16 protein-coding genes are annotated in these 16,659 nt (G+C 66.5%); 13 read left to right on the top strand and 3 right to left on the bottom strand.

The window, feature by feature from the left end:
• Positions 1-73: 73 nt before the first annotated feature.
• The 9 genes from prmB to H8F01_RS01690 all read left to right on the top strand — a co-directional run bounded on the left by prmB (position 74) and on the right by H8F01_RS01690 (position 9,347).
• A complete protein-coding gene (prmB, locus tag H8F01_RS01730) occupies positions 74-1,000 on the top strand; it encodes a 50S ribosomal protein L3 N(5)-glutamine methyltransferase (RefSeq protein ID WP_187057381.1) in 927 nt (308 codons plus the stop codon).
• A gap of 5 nt (positions 1,001-1,005) precedes the next feature.
• Positions 1,006-1,572 (top strand): GNAT family N-acetyltransferase, encoded by a 567-nt coding sequence (locus H8F01_RS01725; protein WP_187057380.1) that lies wholly within the window; start codon positions 1,006-1,008, stop codon positions 1,570-1,572.
• A gap of 35 nt (positions 1,573-1,607) precedes the next feature.
• On the top strand, positions 1,608-2,696 hold the full coding sequence (gene aroC / locus H8F01_RS01720; protein WP_187057379.1) for a chorismate synthase: 1,089 nt from the start codon (positions 1,608-1,610) through the stop codon (positions 2,694-2,696).
• A gap of 51 nt (positions 2,697-2,747) precedes the next feature.
• Positions 2,748-3,767 carry a 2-hydroxyacid dehydrogenase gene (locus H8F01_RS01715; protein ID WP_187057378.1) on the top strand — a complete coding sequence of 340 codons (1,020 nt, stop codon included), beginning with the start codon at positions 2,748-2,750 and terminating at the stop codon, positions 3,765-3,767.
• 111 nt (positions 3,768-3,878) lie between these two features.
• Positions 3,879-4,907, top strand: coding sequence for an aspartate-semialdehyde dehydrogenase (locus H8F01_RS01710; RefSeq protein WP_187057377.1), 1,029 nt, complete (start codon positions 3,879-3,881; stop codon positions 4,905-4,907).
• A complete protein-coding gene (locus tag H8F01_RS01705; protein WP_187057376.1) occupies positions 4,907-5,197 on the top strand; it encodes a hypothetical protein in 291 nt (96 codons plus the stop codon). Before H8F01_RS01710 ends, H8F01_RS01705 begins: the two co-directional genes overlap by 1 nt.
• 203 nt (positions 5,198-5,400) lie before the next feature.
• Positions 5,401-7,830, top strand: coding sequence for a motility hub landmark protein FimV (locus H8F01_RS01700; RefSeq protein WP_187057375.1), 2,430 nt, complete (start codon positions 5,401-5,403; stop codon positions 7,828-7,830).
• A 105-nt stretch (positions 7,831-7,935) separates the two neighbouring features.
• A complete protein-coding gene (gene truA / locus H8F01_RS01695; RefSeq protein WP_187057374.1) occupies positions 7,936-8,703 on the top strand; it encodes a tRNA pseudouridine(38-40) synthase TruA in 768 nt (255 codons plus the stop codon).
• Positions 8,700-9,347 (top strand): phosphoribosylanthranilate isomerase, encoded by a 648-nt coding sequence (locus tag H8F01_RS01690; protein WP_187057373.1) that lies wholly within the window; start codon positions 8,700-8,702, stop codon positions 9,345-9,347. Before truA ends, H8F01_RS01690 begins: the two co-directional genes overlap by 4 nt.
• 408 nt (positions 9,348-9,755) lie before the next feature.
• Here H8F01_RS01690 and H8F01_RS01685 read toward each other — a convergent pair whose 3' ends face one another.
• Positions 9,756-10,670: a LysR family transcriptional regulator gene (locus H8F01_RS01685; protein ID WP_187057372.1), complete on the bottom strand. Its 915-nt coding sequence runs from the start codon at positions 10,668-10,670 to the stop codon at positions 9,756-9,758.
• Positions 10,671-10,775: 105 nt separating this feature from the next.
• Between H8F01_RS01685 and trpB the strand changes: the two genes are divergently transcribed.
• The 3 genes from trpB to accD are packed head-to-tail and all read left to right on the top strand — an operon-like array spanning position 10,776 to position 13,717.
• Positions 10,776-11,984, top strand: coding sequence for a tryptophan synthase subunit beta (gene trpB / locus H8F01_RS01680; protein WP_187057371.1), 1,209 nt, complete (start codon positions 10,776-10,778; stop codon positions 11,982-11,984).
• A complete protein-coding gene (trpA, locus tag H8F01_RS01675; protein ID WP_187057370.1) occupies positions 11,981-12,790 on the top strand; it encodes a tryptophan synthase subunit alpha in 810 nt (269 codons plus the stop codon). Before trpB ends, trpA begins: the two co-directional genes overlap by 4 nt.
• Before the next feature lie 54 nt (positions 12,791-12,844).
• Complete coding sequence (gene accD / locus H8F01_RS01670; protein ID WP_187057369.1) at positions 12,845-13,717, top strand: acetyl-CoA carboxylase, carboxyltransferase subunit beta; 873 nt, start codon at positions 12,845-12,847, stop codon at positions 13,715-13,717.
• A 627-nt stretch (positions 13,718-14,344) separates the two neighbouring features.
• Here the strand turns inward: accD and H8F01_RS01665 are convergent.
• Complete coding sequence (locus tag H8F01_RS01665; RefSeq protein ID WP_187057368.1) at positions 14,345-14,926, bottom strand: phosphatase PAP2 family protein; 582 nt, start codon at positions 14,924-14,926, stop codon at positions 14,345-14,347.
• Positions 14,895-16,055: a glycosyltransferase family 4 protein gene (locus tag H8F01_RS01660; protein ID WP_187057367.1), complete on the bottom strand. Its 1,161-nt coding sequence runs from the start codon at positions 16,053-16,055 to the stop codon at positions 14,895-14,897. The genes H8F01_RS01665 and H8F01_RS01660 overlap by 32 nt, the downstream gene beginning before the upstream one ends.
• Before the next feature lie 169 nt (positions 16,056-16,224).
• On the opposite strand from H8F01_RS01660, the gene H8F01_RS01655 reads away from it, so the two are divergent.
• Positions 16,225-16,659: a DUF4399 domain-containing protein gene (locus tag H8F01_RS01655; RefSeq protein ID WP_187057366.1), complete on the top strand. Its 435-nt coding sequence runs from the start codon at positions 16,225-16,227 to the stop codon at positions 16,657-16,659.

Here is a 16,659-nt window from a genome sequence, read left to right as displayed (position 1 = left end):
CGTAAACAGGCGCTTAGGTCCACACGCCGCACCGGCTATACTCTGCGACCCCTCGACGCTTCCAGTGCCCGCCGTGACCCACGAACTCGCCTCCATCATCGACTTCATCCGTTACGGCGCCAGCCGGTTCTCGGCGGCCGGGCTCACCTTCGGGCACAGCCACGACAACCCCATCGACGAGGCCACCCACCTGGTGCTGGCCAGCCTGCACCTGCCGCCGGATATCCCGCCGGCCTATGGCGCGGGCCGCCTGACCACGGAAGAGCGCGAGCGCGTGCTGGCGCTGATCGAGCGCCGCGTGACCGAGCGCCTGCCGGTGGCTTACCTGGTGGGTGAAACCTGGTTCGCGGGCATGAAGTTCAAGAGCGACCGCCGCGCCCTGGTGCCGCGCTCGCCCATCGCCGAGCTGATCGAGTCGGGCTTCCAGCCGTGGCTGGATCATCGCCACGTCGAGCGCGCGCTGGACCTGTGCACCGGCTCGGGCTGCATCGGCATTGCCATGGCCGAGTACAACCCGGACTGGCAGGTCGACATTGTCGACATCAGCGACGACGCCCTGTCGTTGGCGCGCGAGAACATCGCGTTCCAGCACGTGGAAGGCCGCGTCGAGGCGATCAAGTCGGATCTGTTCAACGGCCTGAAGGGCCGCCGTTACGACCTGATCGTGTCGAACCCGCCGTACGTCACCGAAGACGAATACGCCGCGCTGCCGGGCGAATACAGCCACGAGCCCAAGCTGGGCCTGACCTCGGGCGAAGACGGCCTGGACATCTGCGTGCGCATGCTCGACGAAGCTGCCGAGTACCTCACCGAGGACGGCCTGCTCATCGTGGAAGTGGGCGAGAGCGAACGCCAGCTGGCGGAGCTGCTGCCGGAAGTCCCGTTCGTGTGGATCGAGTTCAAGGTGGGCGCCATGGGCGTGTTTGCGTTGGAGCGTCGCGACCTGATCGAGCACGCTGCGGTGATCCGCGCAGCGGCCGAGGCCCGCAAGGGGCGCTGATTCCCATGGAGCTGTCGACGGAACGACTGCGACTGGATGCACTGAAGGAAAGCGATGCGCCGGCGTTGTTCGGCTATCGCGCCGATCCGGAGGTGTCGCGCTATCAGGGATGGCGGCCTGAAACGCTCGGTGAGGTGGAGTGTTTCATCCGAAACCAATCGGCGCGCTCGGCGCCGTCGCCGGGCGAATGGTTCCAGCGGGCCATCCGCCTTGCCGAGGATGGCTCGTTGATCGGCGATCTCGGGGTCTGCCTGTCCGCCGACGGGCAGGCCGAATTCGGCATCACGCTGGCGCCCGCGGCGCAGGGCAGGGGCTACGCCCGCGAAACCCTGCATGGCCTGTTTGGCGAGCTGTTTGGCAGGCTGGACGTCCATCGCGTGCACGCCTCGGTCGATCCCCGCAACGCCGCCAGCATGGCCCTGCTCAAGACCGTCGGCATGCGCCAGGAAGCGCATTTCCGCGAGAGCCTGCAGTTCCGTGGCGAGTGGGTGGACGACGTGATCTTCGCCTTGCTGGCGCGCGAGTGGCGCGAGCTTCACGGAAGGGGCGCAGGATTTGCTGCATCGCGGTAAGCTGTGAGGGTTATCCCGCAGACGACCCGAGCCACGTGTCCAGCAACTCCTTCGGCAAACTCTTCACCGTCACCACGTTTGGCGAGAGCCACGGCCCCGCCATCGGCTGCGTCATCGACGGCTGTCCGCCGGGGCTGCCCATTGCCGAGGAAGAATTCCGCGCCGATCTCGATCGCCGCGCGACCGGCAAGAGCCGCCACACCTCGCAGCGCCGCGAGGCGGACGAGGTGGAGATTCTCTCTGGCGTCTACGAAGGCAAGACCACCGGCACGCCAATCGCGCTGCTGATCCGCAACACGGACCAGCGCAGCAAGGACTACGGCGACATCGCCCAGACCTTCCGTCCCGGCCACGCCGATTACACCTACTGGCAGAAGTACGGCATCCGCGACCCGCGTGGCGGCGGCCGATCATCGGCGCGCGAAACCACCATGCGCGTGGCTGCAGCCGTGATCGCCAAGAAGTGGCTGGCCGAGCGTTACGGCGTGCACGTGCGCGGCTACCTCTCGCAGATCGGCGACATCACGCCCGCCGCATTCGACTGGAACGCGGTGGAGCAGAACCCGTTCTTCTGGCCGGACGCCAACGAAGTGTCCCGGCTGGAGTCGTATATGGATGCGCTGCGCAAGTCGGGCGACTCCGTGGGAGCGCGCGTCAGCGTGGTGGCCGAAGGCGTGCCGCCGGGTTGGGGTGAGCCGATCTACGGCAAGCTCGATGGCGACCTTGCCTCGGCGCTGATGTCGATCAACGCCGTGAAAGGCGTGGAGATCGGCGACGGCTTCGGCGTGGTCCCGCAGCGTGGCAGCCAGCACCGTGACGAGATGTCGAAGGACGGCTTCGCCTCCAATCATGCCGGCGGCATCCTGGGCGGCATCAGCACGGGGCAGGCCGTGGTGGCCTCCATTGCGCTCAAACCCACCTCGAGCATCCTTATTCCCGGCCACAGCGTGAACCTGGCCGGCGAGCCGGTGGACGTGGTGACCAAGGGGCGGCACGACCCCTGCGTGGGCATTCGTGCCACGCCCATCGCCGAGGCCATGATGGCGCTGGTGCTGATGGATCACGCGCTCCGCCATCGCGCCCAGTGCGGCGACGTGGGCGAGGTGTCTCCCCGCCTTCCCTGATCGCGTGCCGGTCCGTTCGCGGGCCGGCGCGGTACCAAGAAGTACACAGTGATGACAGCCAAACCGAAAGTCTGGGTCTCCCGCCCCCTGTTTCCCGATGTCCTGGCCCGCCTGGCCGAATATTTCGAGGTGGATGCCGAAGCGGTGGAGCGCCGGCACAGCGCCGAGGAACTGCAGCGCAAACTGGCCGGCGTGGATGGCGCCGTCGTCGGCCTGGCCGATCGCATCGACGCCACCGTGCTGGAGGGCAATACCCGCCTGAAGGCCGTGGCCAACCTTGGCGTGGGCTTCAACAACCTCGACCTGGACGCCCTCACGCGCCACGGCATCGTCGCCAGCAACACGCCGGACGTGCTCACCGAAAGCGTGGCCGACTTTGCCTGGGCGCTGATGCTGGCGGCTGGCCGCCGCGTGTGCGCTGCCGAGCGCTGGCTGCGGGCAGGGCAGTGGCCGGGCAGTCACATGCGCTTCGACGACTGGCTGGGCCTGGACGTGCACGGGCGCACGCTGGGCATCCTGGGCATGGGACGGATCGGGCAGGGCATCGCGCGTCGCGCGGCCGGCTTCGACATGAACGTGCTCTACCACAACCGTTCGCGCCTGCCGGAGATGGTGGAGCGCGAGTGCAAGGCCACCCTGGTGGACAAGGCGGAACTGCTGCGCCGGTCCGATTTCCTGGTGCTGGTGCTGCCGTTCACGCCGGAGAACCGGCATGCCGTCGGCGCGCCGGAACTGGCCTGCATGAAGCCCTCCGCCGTGCTGGTGAACGTGGCCCGTGGCGGTATCGTGGATGATGCCGCGCTGGCGGCGGCGCTGCGCGAGGGGCGACTGGCAGCGGCTGGGCTGGACGTGTTCGAGGGAGAGCCGGCGGTTCATCCGGACCTGCTTACTCTCGACAACGTCGTGCTGACCCCGCACATTGCCAGCGCCAGCGAAGAAACCCGCCGCGCCATGGCCAACCTGGCGGTGGACAATGTGATCGCGGCACTGGGCTTCGGCGAGTCGGCGGGAAAGCCGCCTACCGCCCTCAATCCAGCGGTTTTGGCGCACGGGACCGCACATAAAGCGTGATGACATTCACGCCCATGCGTGTTGCACGTTGTTTTAAGCGCCGCCCCGGCTAGATTTCCGCAGATGCGGAGGCCGGAGCGGTTTTCGATCCCTCCTACCTGATACCGGGACATGAGCAAGAAGAGCAGCTACAAGGTGGCAATGGTCGGCGCTACGGGCGCCGTGGGTGAGACCCTGCTGGCCATCCTGGCCGAGCGCGAATTCCCCGTCAGCGAGCTGGTGCCGCTGGCGAGCGAGCGTTCGGCCGGTGAGAAAATCACCTTTGGCGGCAAACAGGTCACCGTAAAAAACCTGGCCGACTACGACTTCAACGGCGTGGACATCGCGTTCTTCTCCGCCGGCGGTTCGGTCAGCCGTGAGCATGCGCCGCGTGCCGCCGCCGCGGGCGCGGTGGTGATCGACAACACCTCCGAGTATCGCTACCAGGACGACATCCCGCTGGTGGTGAGTGAGGTGAACCCGCATGCCATCGCGCACTACACCACGCGCGGCATCATCGCCAACCCGAACTGCTCGACCATGCAGATGCTGGTGGCGCTGGCGCCCATCCAGCGCGCGGTGGGCATCGAGCGCATCAACGTGGCGACCTACCAGTCCGTTTCCGGCGCCGGCCGCAGCGGCATGGAGGAGCTGGTGAAGCAGACCTCCGCGATGCTCAGCTTCCAGGACGCGGAACCCAAGAAATTCTCCAAGCAGATCGCGTTCAACGTGATCCCGCACATCGACGACTTCCAGCCCAACGGCTACACCAAGGAAGAAATGAAGATGGTGTGGGAGACGCGCAAGATCTTCGAAGACCCCACCATCCAGGTGAACCCCACCGCCGTGCGCGTGCCGGTGCTCTACGGCCACTCCGAGGCCGTGCACATCGAGACGCGCGACAAGATCACCGCCGCGCAGGCGCGAGCGCTGCTCGAGACAGCCGAAGGCGTGGTGGTGGTGGACGAGCAGAAGGCGGGTGGCTACCCGACGCCGGTGACCGACGCCGCCGGCAAGGACCCGGTCTTCGTGGGCCGCATTCGCGAGGACATCTCGCACGAACGTGGCCTGGACATGTGGATCGTGTCCGACAACATCCGCAAGGGTGCGGCGCTCAACGCCGTTCAAATCGCAGAACTTCTCATCAAGGACTATCTGTAATGAAGCATGTGCTGACCGGGTTGGTGTTGTGTGCACTGGTGTTCGCTGGAACCACCCGGGCGGCACAGTCGTCGCCAACGCCTGCTGCCCCGGCCGGTGACCAGAAGCAGGTTGCCCAGGCCATCGAAAAGCAGCAGGCGACGGTGAAGCAGCTGCAGGGCGACGTGGCGCGCGAAGAGGGCAAGTCCCACGACGCCGACAGCAAGCTCAAGGAAAAGGACCAGACCATCGCCGAGCTCCAGGCCCAGCTGAAGGCCCTGAACGCGGCGTCCCCGTCCTCGGGGCACTAAGCAGAGGGTGTCCCGGGAGCCCCCCGAGGGGCCTCCCGGAGGCATCCTCCCACGAGAAGAAGAGTCAGCAAGGTGCTGTAAATACTGATCAACGCTATTGTTGATTGGCTTGTATCTAACTAAAGTGACGCCTCGTCGCGGGTGTAACGTTGTTTGGCCGCGCCGATATAAAAACGTCACGGGGTCGTTCGGGGGAAAACACGATGAATCGTTCGTTGAAGCTGTCGATACTGCTGGCGCTCGCCCTCGGCAGTAGCCAGGCAGCCGCGCTGGAGCTGGGCCAGATCCAGGTGAAATCCGCCCTCGGGCAGCCGCTGGTGGCCGAAATTCCGGTCAACCCCGGTAGCCCCGCCGAGCTCCAGAACCTCACCGCACGGCTGGCGTCCTCCGAGGACGCCGCCCAGGCTGGCGTGGCGGCAGGCCCTTCGATCCCCTTGCAGTTCGCCGTGGTGGATGGCGCCAACGGCAAGAAGGTGATCCGCATCACCAGTGCGGCACCCGTCAACGATCCCTATCTGGACCTGCTGGTCGAAGTGAACAACGCCTCGGGCAAGAGCCTGCGCGAGTTCACCATCCTGCTTGATCCGCCCGGCAGTGCCGCCAGCAATGTGCCGGCCACCCGTGCGCCGACACAGTCAGCAGGCAAGCCGTCGCGTCACACGACCCCGCCGGCCGCCTCCAGCACCGAATCGACCGCCGCCGCACCCGCGCCCGCACCGGAAGCCAAGCCGTCCAAGCCCGCACCGGCGCCGCGCGCCAATGCCAGCGCTGGCGGCTCGTACACGGTGGAGCGCGGCCAGACACTCTCCGCCATCGCGCATGAAACCGCGCCTGCCGGCGTGGACATGAACCAGATGCTGCTGGCCCTCAAGAGCAGCAACCCGGACGCGTTCTACCGCGACAACATCAACGCGCTGAAGACCGGCGCAGTGCTGCGCATTCCCACCAAGGAAGACGCCGCCGCCCTGACCGCCGCGGCGGCCCTGGCCGAAGTGCGCCAGCAGAACAGCGACTGGCGCTCCGGCGCCGCCCGCACGCCGACCACGGTCGCTGATACGGGTACGCGCGCCAACGCCTCCTCGGCACCCGCCGCGGCCAACCCCACGGGTGACCACCTGGCGCTGGTGCCGTCGAAGGAAGGCTCCGACAACGCCGCCGGTCACGGTGGCAAGGGCGACAAGGCCGCTGCCGAGAAGGGCATGGTGGCCCTGCATCAGGACCTGCTGCGCAGCCAGGAGGCCCTGACCTCCCTGACCAAGCAGGGTGACGAGCTCAAGTCGCGCCTGAAGGACCTGGAAGACATCAACGGCAAGAACGAGCGCCTGCTGTCGCTGAAGGACAGCGAGATCGCCGACCTGCAACACAAGCTTGCCGACGCCCGCAAGACGGCTGGCCAGCCGGCGGCTGCCGCGACTGCTGCCGCTGCTGCGGCGGCTGCCAAGGCAACCGCCACCAAGACGCCCGAAGCGGAAACCGTGGTCAAGGCCAACGCGCCTGCCGCCGCGGGCAGTGCCCCGTCGACGGCATCGGCTGCGCCGGCCTCCAGTGCCAGTGCGCCTGCGCATGCCAGCTCGGCACCGGTCGCTGCGGCCAAGCCTGCGCCGGCCAAACCGGCAGCCAAGCCCGCCGCCCAGCCGGCGGCGCCTGTGGCCGAGGAAGATCCCTGGTACATGCAGACCTGGGCATGGGGCGCCGGTGCCGGCGTGATCCTGCTCGGCCTGCTGGCAGCCCTGCGTGGCCGCAGCCGCAAGGCCGCTGCGCCGGAGGCTGGCGCGGGTGCGTCCTCGCTGGCCGATCGCTTTGGCACCGTCACCCCGGGTGGCGCGACCGACGCAGATCACGATCAGGAAGAGCTGCTCGACCAGCTCGCCGAGCATCCGGACGACATCGGCCTGCACCTGGAACTGGTCAGCCTCTACTACAGCCGTCGCGACGTCGATCACTTCGAAGCCGCAGCCGAAGCCATGCACGCCCACATCACCGACCCGCAGCAGCCGGAGTGGGTGGACGTGGTGCACATGGGCGAAGACCTGGTGCCGGAGCATCCGCTGTTTGCCCACGCCCTCCCGACCATGCGCGCGCATGCCGGCGACGAGCACGAGGCGCTGGACCAGTTCGACCTGGGCAGTTATGCCAAGGAACACGAGCTGGACCACGATCACGATGAAGACGACATTCCGCCGATCCCGACCTCGCCGGCCCAGCATGCGCCGAAGGTCAGTGGTTACCACTTCGACTTCGACCTGACCCCGCGTCAGGCCCAGGCGGCCGGCGGCACCCCGGTTACGGGTGGTCATGACGAGGTGCGTGAGGAAGAGCACGACGTCCAAGCCCACACGCCGACCTGGCACTTCGCCGAGCCGGAGGGCGAGGAAGCGCTGGAAGACAAGGCGCTGCCGCAGAGTCACGACCTGAACACCGGTTTTGGTCACGAGGCGGCCGACCATGAGCTGGATCACGACCTGGGCGGTCAGTTCAGTGACGATCCGGTGGACACCAAGCTTGACCTGGCCCGCGCCTACCTCGACATGGGCGATCCGGATGGCGCACAGGCCATGCTGGAAGAAGTGATTCACGAAGGCACGCAGATGCAGAAGGACGTGGCCAAGCGCCTGCTCGAAACCATCCGCTGATACCTCGCTTTTCGAAGCGTTGCCACACGGGCCGGCTCTTGCCGGCCCGTGTGCGTTTGAGCCTGCTAACCTTTGCGCTTCTGTAGGCCTTTTTTCCTGGATGTCATGCGCATTGCCCTGGGTATTGAATACGACGGCACTGAATTCTCCGGCTGGCAGCGGCTGACCCACGGGGAAACCGTGCAGGGCGCGCTGGAGCGTGCGTTGTCGTTCGTCGCTGCCCACCCGGTGGAAGTGACCTGTGCCGGGCGCACCGATGCCGGTGTGCATGGGCGCTGCCAGGTAGTGCACTTCGACACCGAGGTGCAGCGCGACATGCGCAGCTGGGTGCTGGGTACCTGTTCCAACCTGCCGCCGACGGTGGCGGTGCTGTGGGCACAGCCGGTGGAGCCGACCTTCCATGCGCGCTTTTCCGCGCGGAGCCGACGTTATCGCTACCGCATCCTCAACCGGCAGGTGCGCGCCGCGCTCGACGCCCGCTACGTCACCTGGGAACGCTTGCCGCTCGACGCCACGCGCATGCACGAAGCCGCGCAGGCGCTGGTTGGCGAGCATGATTTCACTGCGTTCCGTGCCATCTCCTGCCAGGCGGCACATGCGCGTCGCCAGATGCTCGGGGCGAGCGTGCGGCGCGAGGACGAGCAGGTCATCATCGAGGTGGAGGCCAATGCCTTCCTTCATCACATGGTGCGCAACATCGTGGGCTCGTTGCTGCCCATTGGCCGTGGCGAGCAGCCGGTGGCATGGATGCGCGAGCTGCTGGAAGGACGCAATCGCGAAGTCGCCGGCCCCACGGCTCCGGCGTCGGGCCTGACCTTTCTTGGACCGCGCTACGAAGCGCAATGGGGCCTGCCGGCCGAGGTGAGCCAGTGACGCGCATCAAGTGCTGCGGCATGACCCGTATCGACGATGCGCTGCTCGCGGCGCAGCTGGGTGCGGATGCCATCGGGGTAGTGCTCACGGCGCGCAGCAAGCGGCGCGTGTCGATCGGGCAGGCTGCGGCGATCGTGGCCGCCATGCCGCCGTTCGTCACGACGGTTGCGCTGTTCATGGATGACGACGCGGCCTTCGTGCGCGATGCCGTGGCCGCCATCCGGCCGGACCTGTTGCAGTTCCACGGCGCCGAGACGGACGAATGGTGCAGCCAGTTCGGGCACCGCTACCTGAAGGCGATTGCCATGGGCGATGGCGCCGCGGCCTTGCCGGCCTTGCGGCGTTATCCCGACGCGTCCGGTCTCTTGCTGGATGGCCACGGCCTGGGCGAGGCCGGTGGCAGCGGCAAGGCCTTCGACTGGTCACTGATGCCACGTGATCTCACCCAGCCGCTGGTATTGGCCGGTGGCCTGGTCCCCGCCAATGTGGCCGATGCCGTGCGCACCGCACGGCCGTGGGGCGTGGATGTCGCCAGTGGCATCGAGTCGTCGCCCGGCATCAAGGATTCCCGGAAGCTGGCGGACTTCATTCGGGCGGTTCGCGACGCCGATGCGCAGCTTGAGGCGAACGGGACGGGCGGCTGACGGCATCGCCCCTGGGCCTGGGTCGATGCAGTGTCAGGCATGTTGTCCACAGCGAATGTGGATGCATGCTGGAAAACACTGTGGATAGGTGCCCTATCTATTTGATGGAAAAGACATCGTGACGCGTTGATGCGCGATTGTGCAGCGCCTCGCCGTTGCGCACAGGGTGCGCTCCCCCCATGCGCGATCCCCACCCTGTAGGAGCGCACCCTGTGCGCGACAAGCGTCGATACATGTCGGTGCCATCCATGTTTTCCACAGCGAATGTGGATGCATGCTGGAAAACACTGTGGATAGATGCCCTATCTGTTTGATGGCAAAGACATCGTGACGCGTTGATGCGCGAATGCGCAGCACCCGTCCATCGCTTGCCGAGCGCTACCTGCGGAATCGCAACACACGCACCCGTCAGGTGCTGTGCGGTTCCTGTCGGTGCCCGTCCGCAAACGCCGCCTTCAACCACGCCGCCAGTGGTGCGGCTCGTGCATCGGAGATCCGCGCGGGCGTGGCCAGGATCCATTGCCCGCGAACTTCCTGGAAACCCCATGGGGCAACCAGGCGTCCGGAGGCCAGGTCATCGGCAACCAGCGGCTCGGGTGCAATGGCGATGCCACGGCCGGCCACCGCCGCTTCGATCATGTGATACAGGTGCGGATAGCCTTGCCCCGCCTGCAGCCGCTTCGATGGCAGGTGGATGCTTTCGGCCCAGCTTGACCATGCGTCGGGTCGCGAAAGTGTATGCAGCAAGGCCTGTTCGTGCAGCGCCTGCGGGCGGCTGCGTGCCAGCCGGTGCGTCCTGGCGAAGCTGGGGCTGGCCACCGGGCCGATGCGCTCGTTGGCCAGGGGGTAGACGCGCCAGTCCGAAGGCCACGGCGGCTCGCCGGCCATTACCGCGGCGTCGAGCCCGGCCAGCGATTCCTCGAAACTGGTTTCCTGCGGGCGCAGGTGCAGGTCCAGCTCGGGCAGCTCGGCCATCAGGCGCTCGAGGCGGGGAATCATCCAGCGGGCCAGCAGGCTGACCGGGCAGCCCAGCACGAACGGGGCGTGCGCGGTTCCCGCGCGCAACTCGTCACAGGTGTCGCGAAGCTGGCCGAACGCGACCGTGCTGGTGTCGCGCAGGCGCTGCCCGGCCGGGGTGAGCACCAGGCCGCGTCCCTGTCGCTGGAACAGTGGCGCATGAAGGTCGTCTTCAAGGGTGCGTATGTGGCGGCTGATGGCGCCGTGGGTCACATGCAGCTCGGTGGCGGCACGGCTCACGCTGCCCAGGCGGGCAGCGGCCTCAAAGGCGAGAAGGGCATTCAGCGAAGGCAACGTACGGGACATGGCACGTGTGACTTTTTCTGACCAATGCCGGCCATCATATCGCTTTTTGCGGACAGCGCTTTAGGGTACGTTTGGCGCCATTCTCTTGTGACTTTCCTGACGCCCATGAGCAAGATCGACTTCAACGCCTACCCCGACGAGCACGGGCGCTTCGGCAACTACGGTGGCAGCTACGTTGCCGAAACCCTGATGGCACCGCTGGCCGAACTCACCGAGGCCTACCTGCGCCTGCGCCAGGATCCGGACTTCATCGCCGAGCTGGACCGTGACCTGAAGTACTACGTGGGTCGTCCCAGCCCGGTCTACTACGCGGAGCGCCTCAGCCAGCACGTGGGCGGCGCGCGCATCCTGCTCAAGCGCGAGGACCTGAACCACACCGGCGCGCACAAGATCAACAACACCATCGGCCAGGCGCTGGTGGCCCGCCGCATGGGCAAGCCACGCATCATCGCGGAGACCGGCGCCGGCCAGCACGGTGTGGCCAGTGCCACGGTGGCGGCGCGTTTCGGCCTCAAGTGCGTGGTGTACATGGGCGCAGTGGATATCGAGCGCCAGAAGATCAACGTCTACCGCATGAAGCTGCTCGGTGCTGAAGTGATTCCGGTGACCTCGGGCTCGAAGACGCTCAAGGACGCACTCAACGAAGCGATGCGCGACTGGGTCACCAACGTGGCCGACACGTTCTACATCATCGGTACCGTGGCCGGCCCGCATCCGTATCCGCTGATGGTGCGCGACTTCAACGCCATTGTCGGCCGCGAAGCGCGCGAACAGGTGCAGGAACAGTTCGGCCGCCTGCCGGATGTCATCACCGCCTGCGTCGGTGGTGGTTCCAACGCCATCGGCCTGTTCCATGCGTTCCTCAACGATGAAGGCGTGCGCATCGTGGGCGCGGAAGCGGCGGGCGAGGGCATTGCCACCGGGCATCACGCCGCGTCGCTGGCAGCGGGCCGTCCCGGCGTGCTGCATGGCAACCGCACGTACGTCTTGTGCGACGACAACGGCCAGATCACCGAAACGCATTCGGTGTCCGCGGGCCTCGACTACCCGGGCGTGGGCCCCGAACACGCGTTCCTCAAGGATGCCGGTCGCGCCGAGTACGTGGGCGTGACGGACGACGAAGCACTGGAGGCGTTCCACCTGCTGGCACGCACCGAAGGCATCCTCGCGGCATTGGAATCCAGCCACGCGGTGGCGCAGGCCATCAAGCTGGCGCGCGAATACCCGAAGGACGGACTGGTGTTGTGCAACTTGTCCGGTCGCGGTGACAAGGACGTGCACACCATTGCCGCCCGCGAAGGAGTGCAGGTATGAGCCGCATCGATCGTCGATTCGCCAGCCTCAAGGCGGCCGGCCGTACCGGCCTGATTCCGTTCGTCACCGCGGGCGATCCGTCGCCGGCCCATGCCGTGGCGCTGATGCACGCGCTGGTGGATGCGGGTGCCGACGTGATCGAGCTGGGCGTGCCGTTTTCCGATCCCATGGCGGACGGCCCGGTGATCCAGCACGCCAGTGAACGCGCCATCGAAAAGGGTGTGGGCCTGGGCGATGTACTGGGTTGGGTCGCCCAGTTCCGCCAGCGCGACGCCGACACCCCGGTGGTCCTGATGGGCTACCTCAATCCGCTGGAGATCCACGGCTACGAGCGCTTCGCCAGCGAAGCTGTCGCTGCCGGCGTGGATGGCGTGGATGGCGTGCTGGTGGTGGATTGCCCACTGGAGGAGTCGGTCGTGCTTTCGCCGCTGCGCAAGGCTGGCCTGCAGCAGATCCTGCTGGCGGCGCCCACCACCGCACCCGCGCGTATGGTGCAGTTGTGCGGGTCGGCGGAGGGTTTCCTGTACTATGTCTCGTTCGCCGGCATCACGGGCGCGGCACGATTGAGTACTGGCGACATCGCCACTCGCGTGGCCGACATCCGGGCGAAATCGAAAGCGCCGGTGGCCGTGGGCTTCGGCGTGCGCGACGCGCAATCGGCGAAGGCCATCGCCGGCTTTGCGGATGCGGTGGTGATTGGCAGTGCGCTGGTGGAGCGCCTGGCTGGCGCTGACGATGTCGACGACATCACCGCGCGGGCCAGGGATTTCCTGGCGCCGATTCGCGCCGCGCTGGATGCGCAATAGGAACACGCTGCGTTCATGACGCGGCGTCGCGTCATGAACGTTTGAGGTGTTGCGATGAACTGGCTCCAGAAAATCATGACCCCCCGTGCCCGCACGGAAGCCTCCGGCAACGCCGGCAAGGGCAAAGTGCCCGAAGGCGTGTGGGAGAAGTGTGGCGGCTGCGGCACGGTGCTCTACCGTCCCGAGCTTGAGCGCAACCTGATGGTTTGCCCCAAGTGTGGTCACCACCACACCATCGAGGCCAGGTCGCGCCTGGAGCAGTTCCTTGACCCCAGCTCCGCCCAGGAACTGTGGGCCAGCATGGAGCCGAACGATCCGCTCAAGTTCCGTGACACCAAGAAGTACCGCGATCGCATCGTGGCGGCACAGAAGTCCACCGGCGAGAAAGACGCGCTGATCGCCATGAGCGGCCGCCTCAAGGGCAACCCGCTGATGGCCGTGGCTTTCGAGTTCAGCTACATGGGTGGCTCGATGGGCTCGGTGGTGGGCGAGAAGTTCACCCGCGCCGCCGAGCGTGCGCTGGCCGATCGCAGCGCGCTGGTGTGTTTCTCCGCCACGGGCGGCGCACGCATGCAGGAGTCGCTGTTCTCGCTGATGCAGATGGCCAAGACGTCGGCCGCGCTGGCGCGCATGCGCGATGCCGGCGTGCCGTACATCAGCGTACTCACCCATCCCACCACCGGCGGCGTGTCGGCGAGCCTGGGCATGCTGGGTGACATCAACGTGGCCGAGCCGAAGGCGCTGATCGGTTTTGCCGGTCCGCGCGTGATCGAACAGACCGTGCGCGAAACCCTGCCGGAAGGCTTTCAGCGTTCGGAGTTCCTGGTGGAACATGGTGCCATCGACCTCATCGTCGACCGCCGCGAAATGCGCGACAAGCTGGCGGATCTGCTTGGCATCCTGATGAAGACGCCGCGCGTAGCCTGATCGGGTGGCCGCAGCCGTTGCAGCAAAAACAGCGCCCCAGGGCGCTGTTTTTTTATGCGCGAGTTTTCCACAGCGAATGTGGATGCAGGCAGGCGTAGCCTGTGGATAGGTGCGCTATGTCACTGATCCCTATGCGATGGCGACGCGTTGATGCGTGAATGTGCAGGAAGGGGCGAGATTGTGCCGCGCACAGGGTGTGCTCCCACGAGGTGGCGGCTTTCCCTGTGGGAGCGCGCCCTGCGCGCGACAAGCGCCACGTCTCCTGATGTTTTCCACAGCGAATGTGGATGCAGGCAGGCGTAGCCTGTGGATAGGTGCGCTATGTCACTGATCCCTATGCGATGGCGACGCGTTGATGCGCGAATGTACAGGGTGGGGCGAGCTTGTGCCGCGCACAGGGTGTGCTCCCGCAAGGTGCCGGCTTTCCCTGCGGGAGCTGGCCCTGCGCGCGAGACGTGCCACGACAGCACCCATGTTTTCCACAGCGGATGTGGATGCGTACAGGCAATGCCTGTGGATAGGTGACCTATCTCGTTGATGGCAAAGCAACAGCGACGAGCTGGCGCGCAAATGTGGAGCGTCGGCGGTGGGCGGTTGCGCAGGCGTTGCGCTCCCGCGCGCAAGGACTCAGGCCAGCAGTGAGTGCAGTGGCAGCAGCCACAGTGACAATGCACCGAGTGCGCTGCCGATAGCCGTCGCGGCGATCACGTCGCTGGGATAGTGCAGGCCCAGGATCACGCGCGATGCGCCCACCAGCGAGGTGAAGGTCACCAGCAGTGGCGCGAGCAGCGGATACCAGGCCAGCGCAACGACGGTGAAGCTCACCGCTTGCAGCGTGTGGCCCGAGGGAAAGCTGAACTCGTCCAGTGGTGGCACGTGGGCGATCACGCCCGGGCAGGCGCGGAACGGGCGCGGACGTCGCGTCCAGCGCTTGAGCAGGCGATACAGAAGCAGGGCAGTCAGGCCGGTGACGGCCATCTGCGATGCGGCCAGCAGGCCGCGCCGGCCGTCGACCAAAGCAAGCACCGCCATCAGCGAGTACCAGAACACGCCATCGCCGAGTCGGCTGATGATGCCGAAGAACACCCCCACGGCCCGGCGTGTGCCCCATCGGTTGGCGGCCACGCACATGCGGCGGTCGATGGCAAAGCGGGGGCCATGAACAGGCTTCATGAGGTCAGGCGTGTGCAGCGGCGGCATGGTGCTCATGTGCATTCTCCTGGGCCAGTTCGCTCAACAGGTTTTCAAACTCGCTGATGACAGCGTCGGGTGACAGGTAGGCCATGCTTGTGTGTGCAGCACGCCCCATGTGCCGGATCAGGCTGGCATTGGAGGCGAGCATCACGGTGGAATCGATGAAGTGCTTCTCGTCGCCTGCGTCGATGCGATAGCCGTTGTGGCCCGTGTGCAGGTGCTCGCGTGCCGCGCCTTCCTCGTACGCCACCACAGGCAGGCCGGAGGCGAGCGCTTCGAGGATCACGTTGCCGAAGGTCTCGCTGAGGCTGGGGAAGGGGAACAGGTCGGCACTGGCGTAGTGCCGCGCCAACGCATCGCCGCGTTGCATGCCGGCGAAGATGAAATCGGGATTGGCTTCCTGCAGCGCCGCGCGTGCCGGGCCATCGCCCACCCACACGTACTTCGCCTTTGGCACCTGCTGCTGCACGGCGCGGAAGGCACGCACGGCGAGGTCAAGGTTTTTTTCCGCCGCGATGCGCCCGACGTACAGCACCACCGGCGTGTTGCCGTCCACCTGCCACGTTGCGCGCAGTTCGGCGTCGCGGTGGCGTGGATGAAACAGCTGCGTATCCACCGCGCGGCGCAGCAGGCGGGCGGTATCCACGCCCAGCGCGGTGAGCTCGTTGGCGAGGGCTTCCGTCGGCACCAGCGTGGCCTTGGCACGGCGGTGGAAGTTGCGCAGGTAGTTGCGCACCACCGGGGTGAGGAAACCCACGCCATAGTGATCGGCATAGGAATCGAAGCGGGTGTGGAAGCCGGTTGCGGTGGGAATGCCCATGCGCTTTGCCGTGCGCACGGCGGACCAGCCCAGCGGCCCCTCGGTGGCCACGTAGATCGCGTCAGGGCGCAGGCGCTTCCAGCGCTCGCGCAAGGCGCCGCCGGCAGGCAGGCCGAAGCGCAGTCCGGGATAGCGGGGGAGGGAAGCGCCACGCACCTCGAGGGTGACGATGCCGGGTTCATCCTTGAACGGTTCGCGCTGGCGGGGGCGGATCAGATCGACCGTGTGCCCCTGTGCCGCAAGTCCGGCGGCGAGGCTGTGCACGGTCAGTGCCACGCCGTTGATTTCGGGTGGATAGGTTTCGCTGACAATGCCGATGCGCACTTGAACATACCGTTGGCTGGCCCGGCGCAGATTCCTCCTTTGGCGTTGCTGGTGCATGGCGTATGTATGACGCCCGCGTGACGGCGGTAACGGATCAAAGGGGACCCGTGGACGCATCCCGTTTTCAGCGGGGTACACTCGGGGTTCTTGTCACCGTGGAGAAATGTCGATGAAACGCTTTCTGCTCGCTGTTGCGCTTGCCGGCCTGACGGGCGCGGTCTTTGCTGCGGACGCCCCGACGTTGCCCGTGACCAAGGCGCCGGCCGGCGCCGAGGTTTACATCATTTCGCCCAAGGACGGCGCCATTGTCGGTACGGAAGTGACCGTGCAATTCGGCCTCAAGGGCATGGGCGTGGCACCTGCCGGCACGAAGAAAGAAGGCACCGGTCATCACCACCTGCTGGTGGACGTGAAGGACCTGCCGGCCGCCGGCCAGCCGATCCCGAAGGACGAGCAGCACCTGCACTTCGGCAACGGCCAGACCGAAACCACGCTGAAGCTGGCACCCGGCAAGCACACGCTGCAGCTCGAGCTTGCCGACGAAAACCACATTCCGTTCGAGCCGGCCATTGTCTCCAAGCCGATCACCATCACGGTGAAGTAA

It is taken from the genome of Dyella telluris (assembly GCF_014297575.1).
Classification (GTDB): domain Bacteria; phylum Pseudomonadota; class Gammaproteobacteria; order Xanthomonadales; family Rhodanobacteraceae; genus Dyella; species Dyella telluris.
This window is presented reverse-complemented; position numbering and strand designations above follow the sequence as displayed.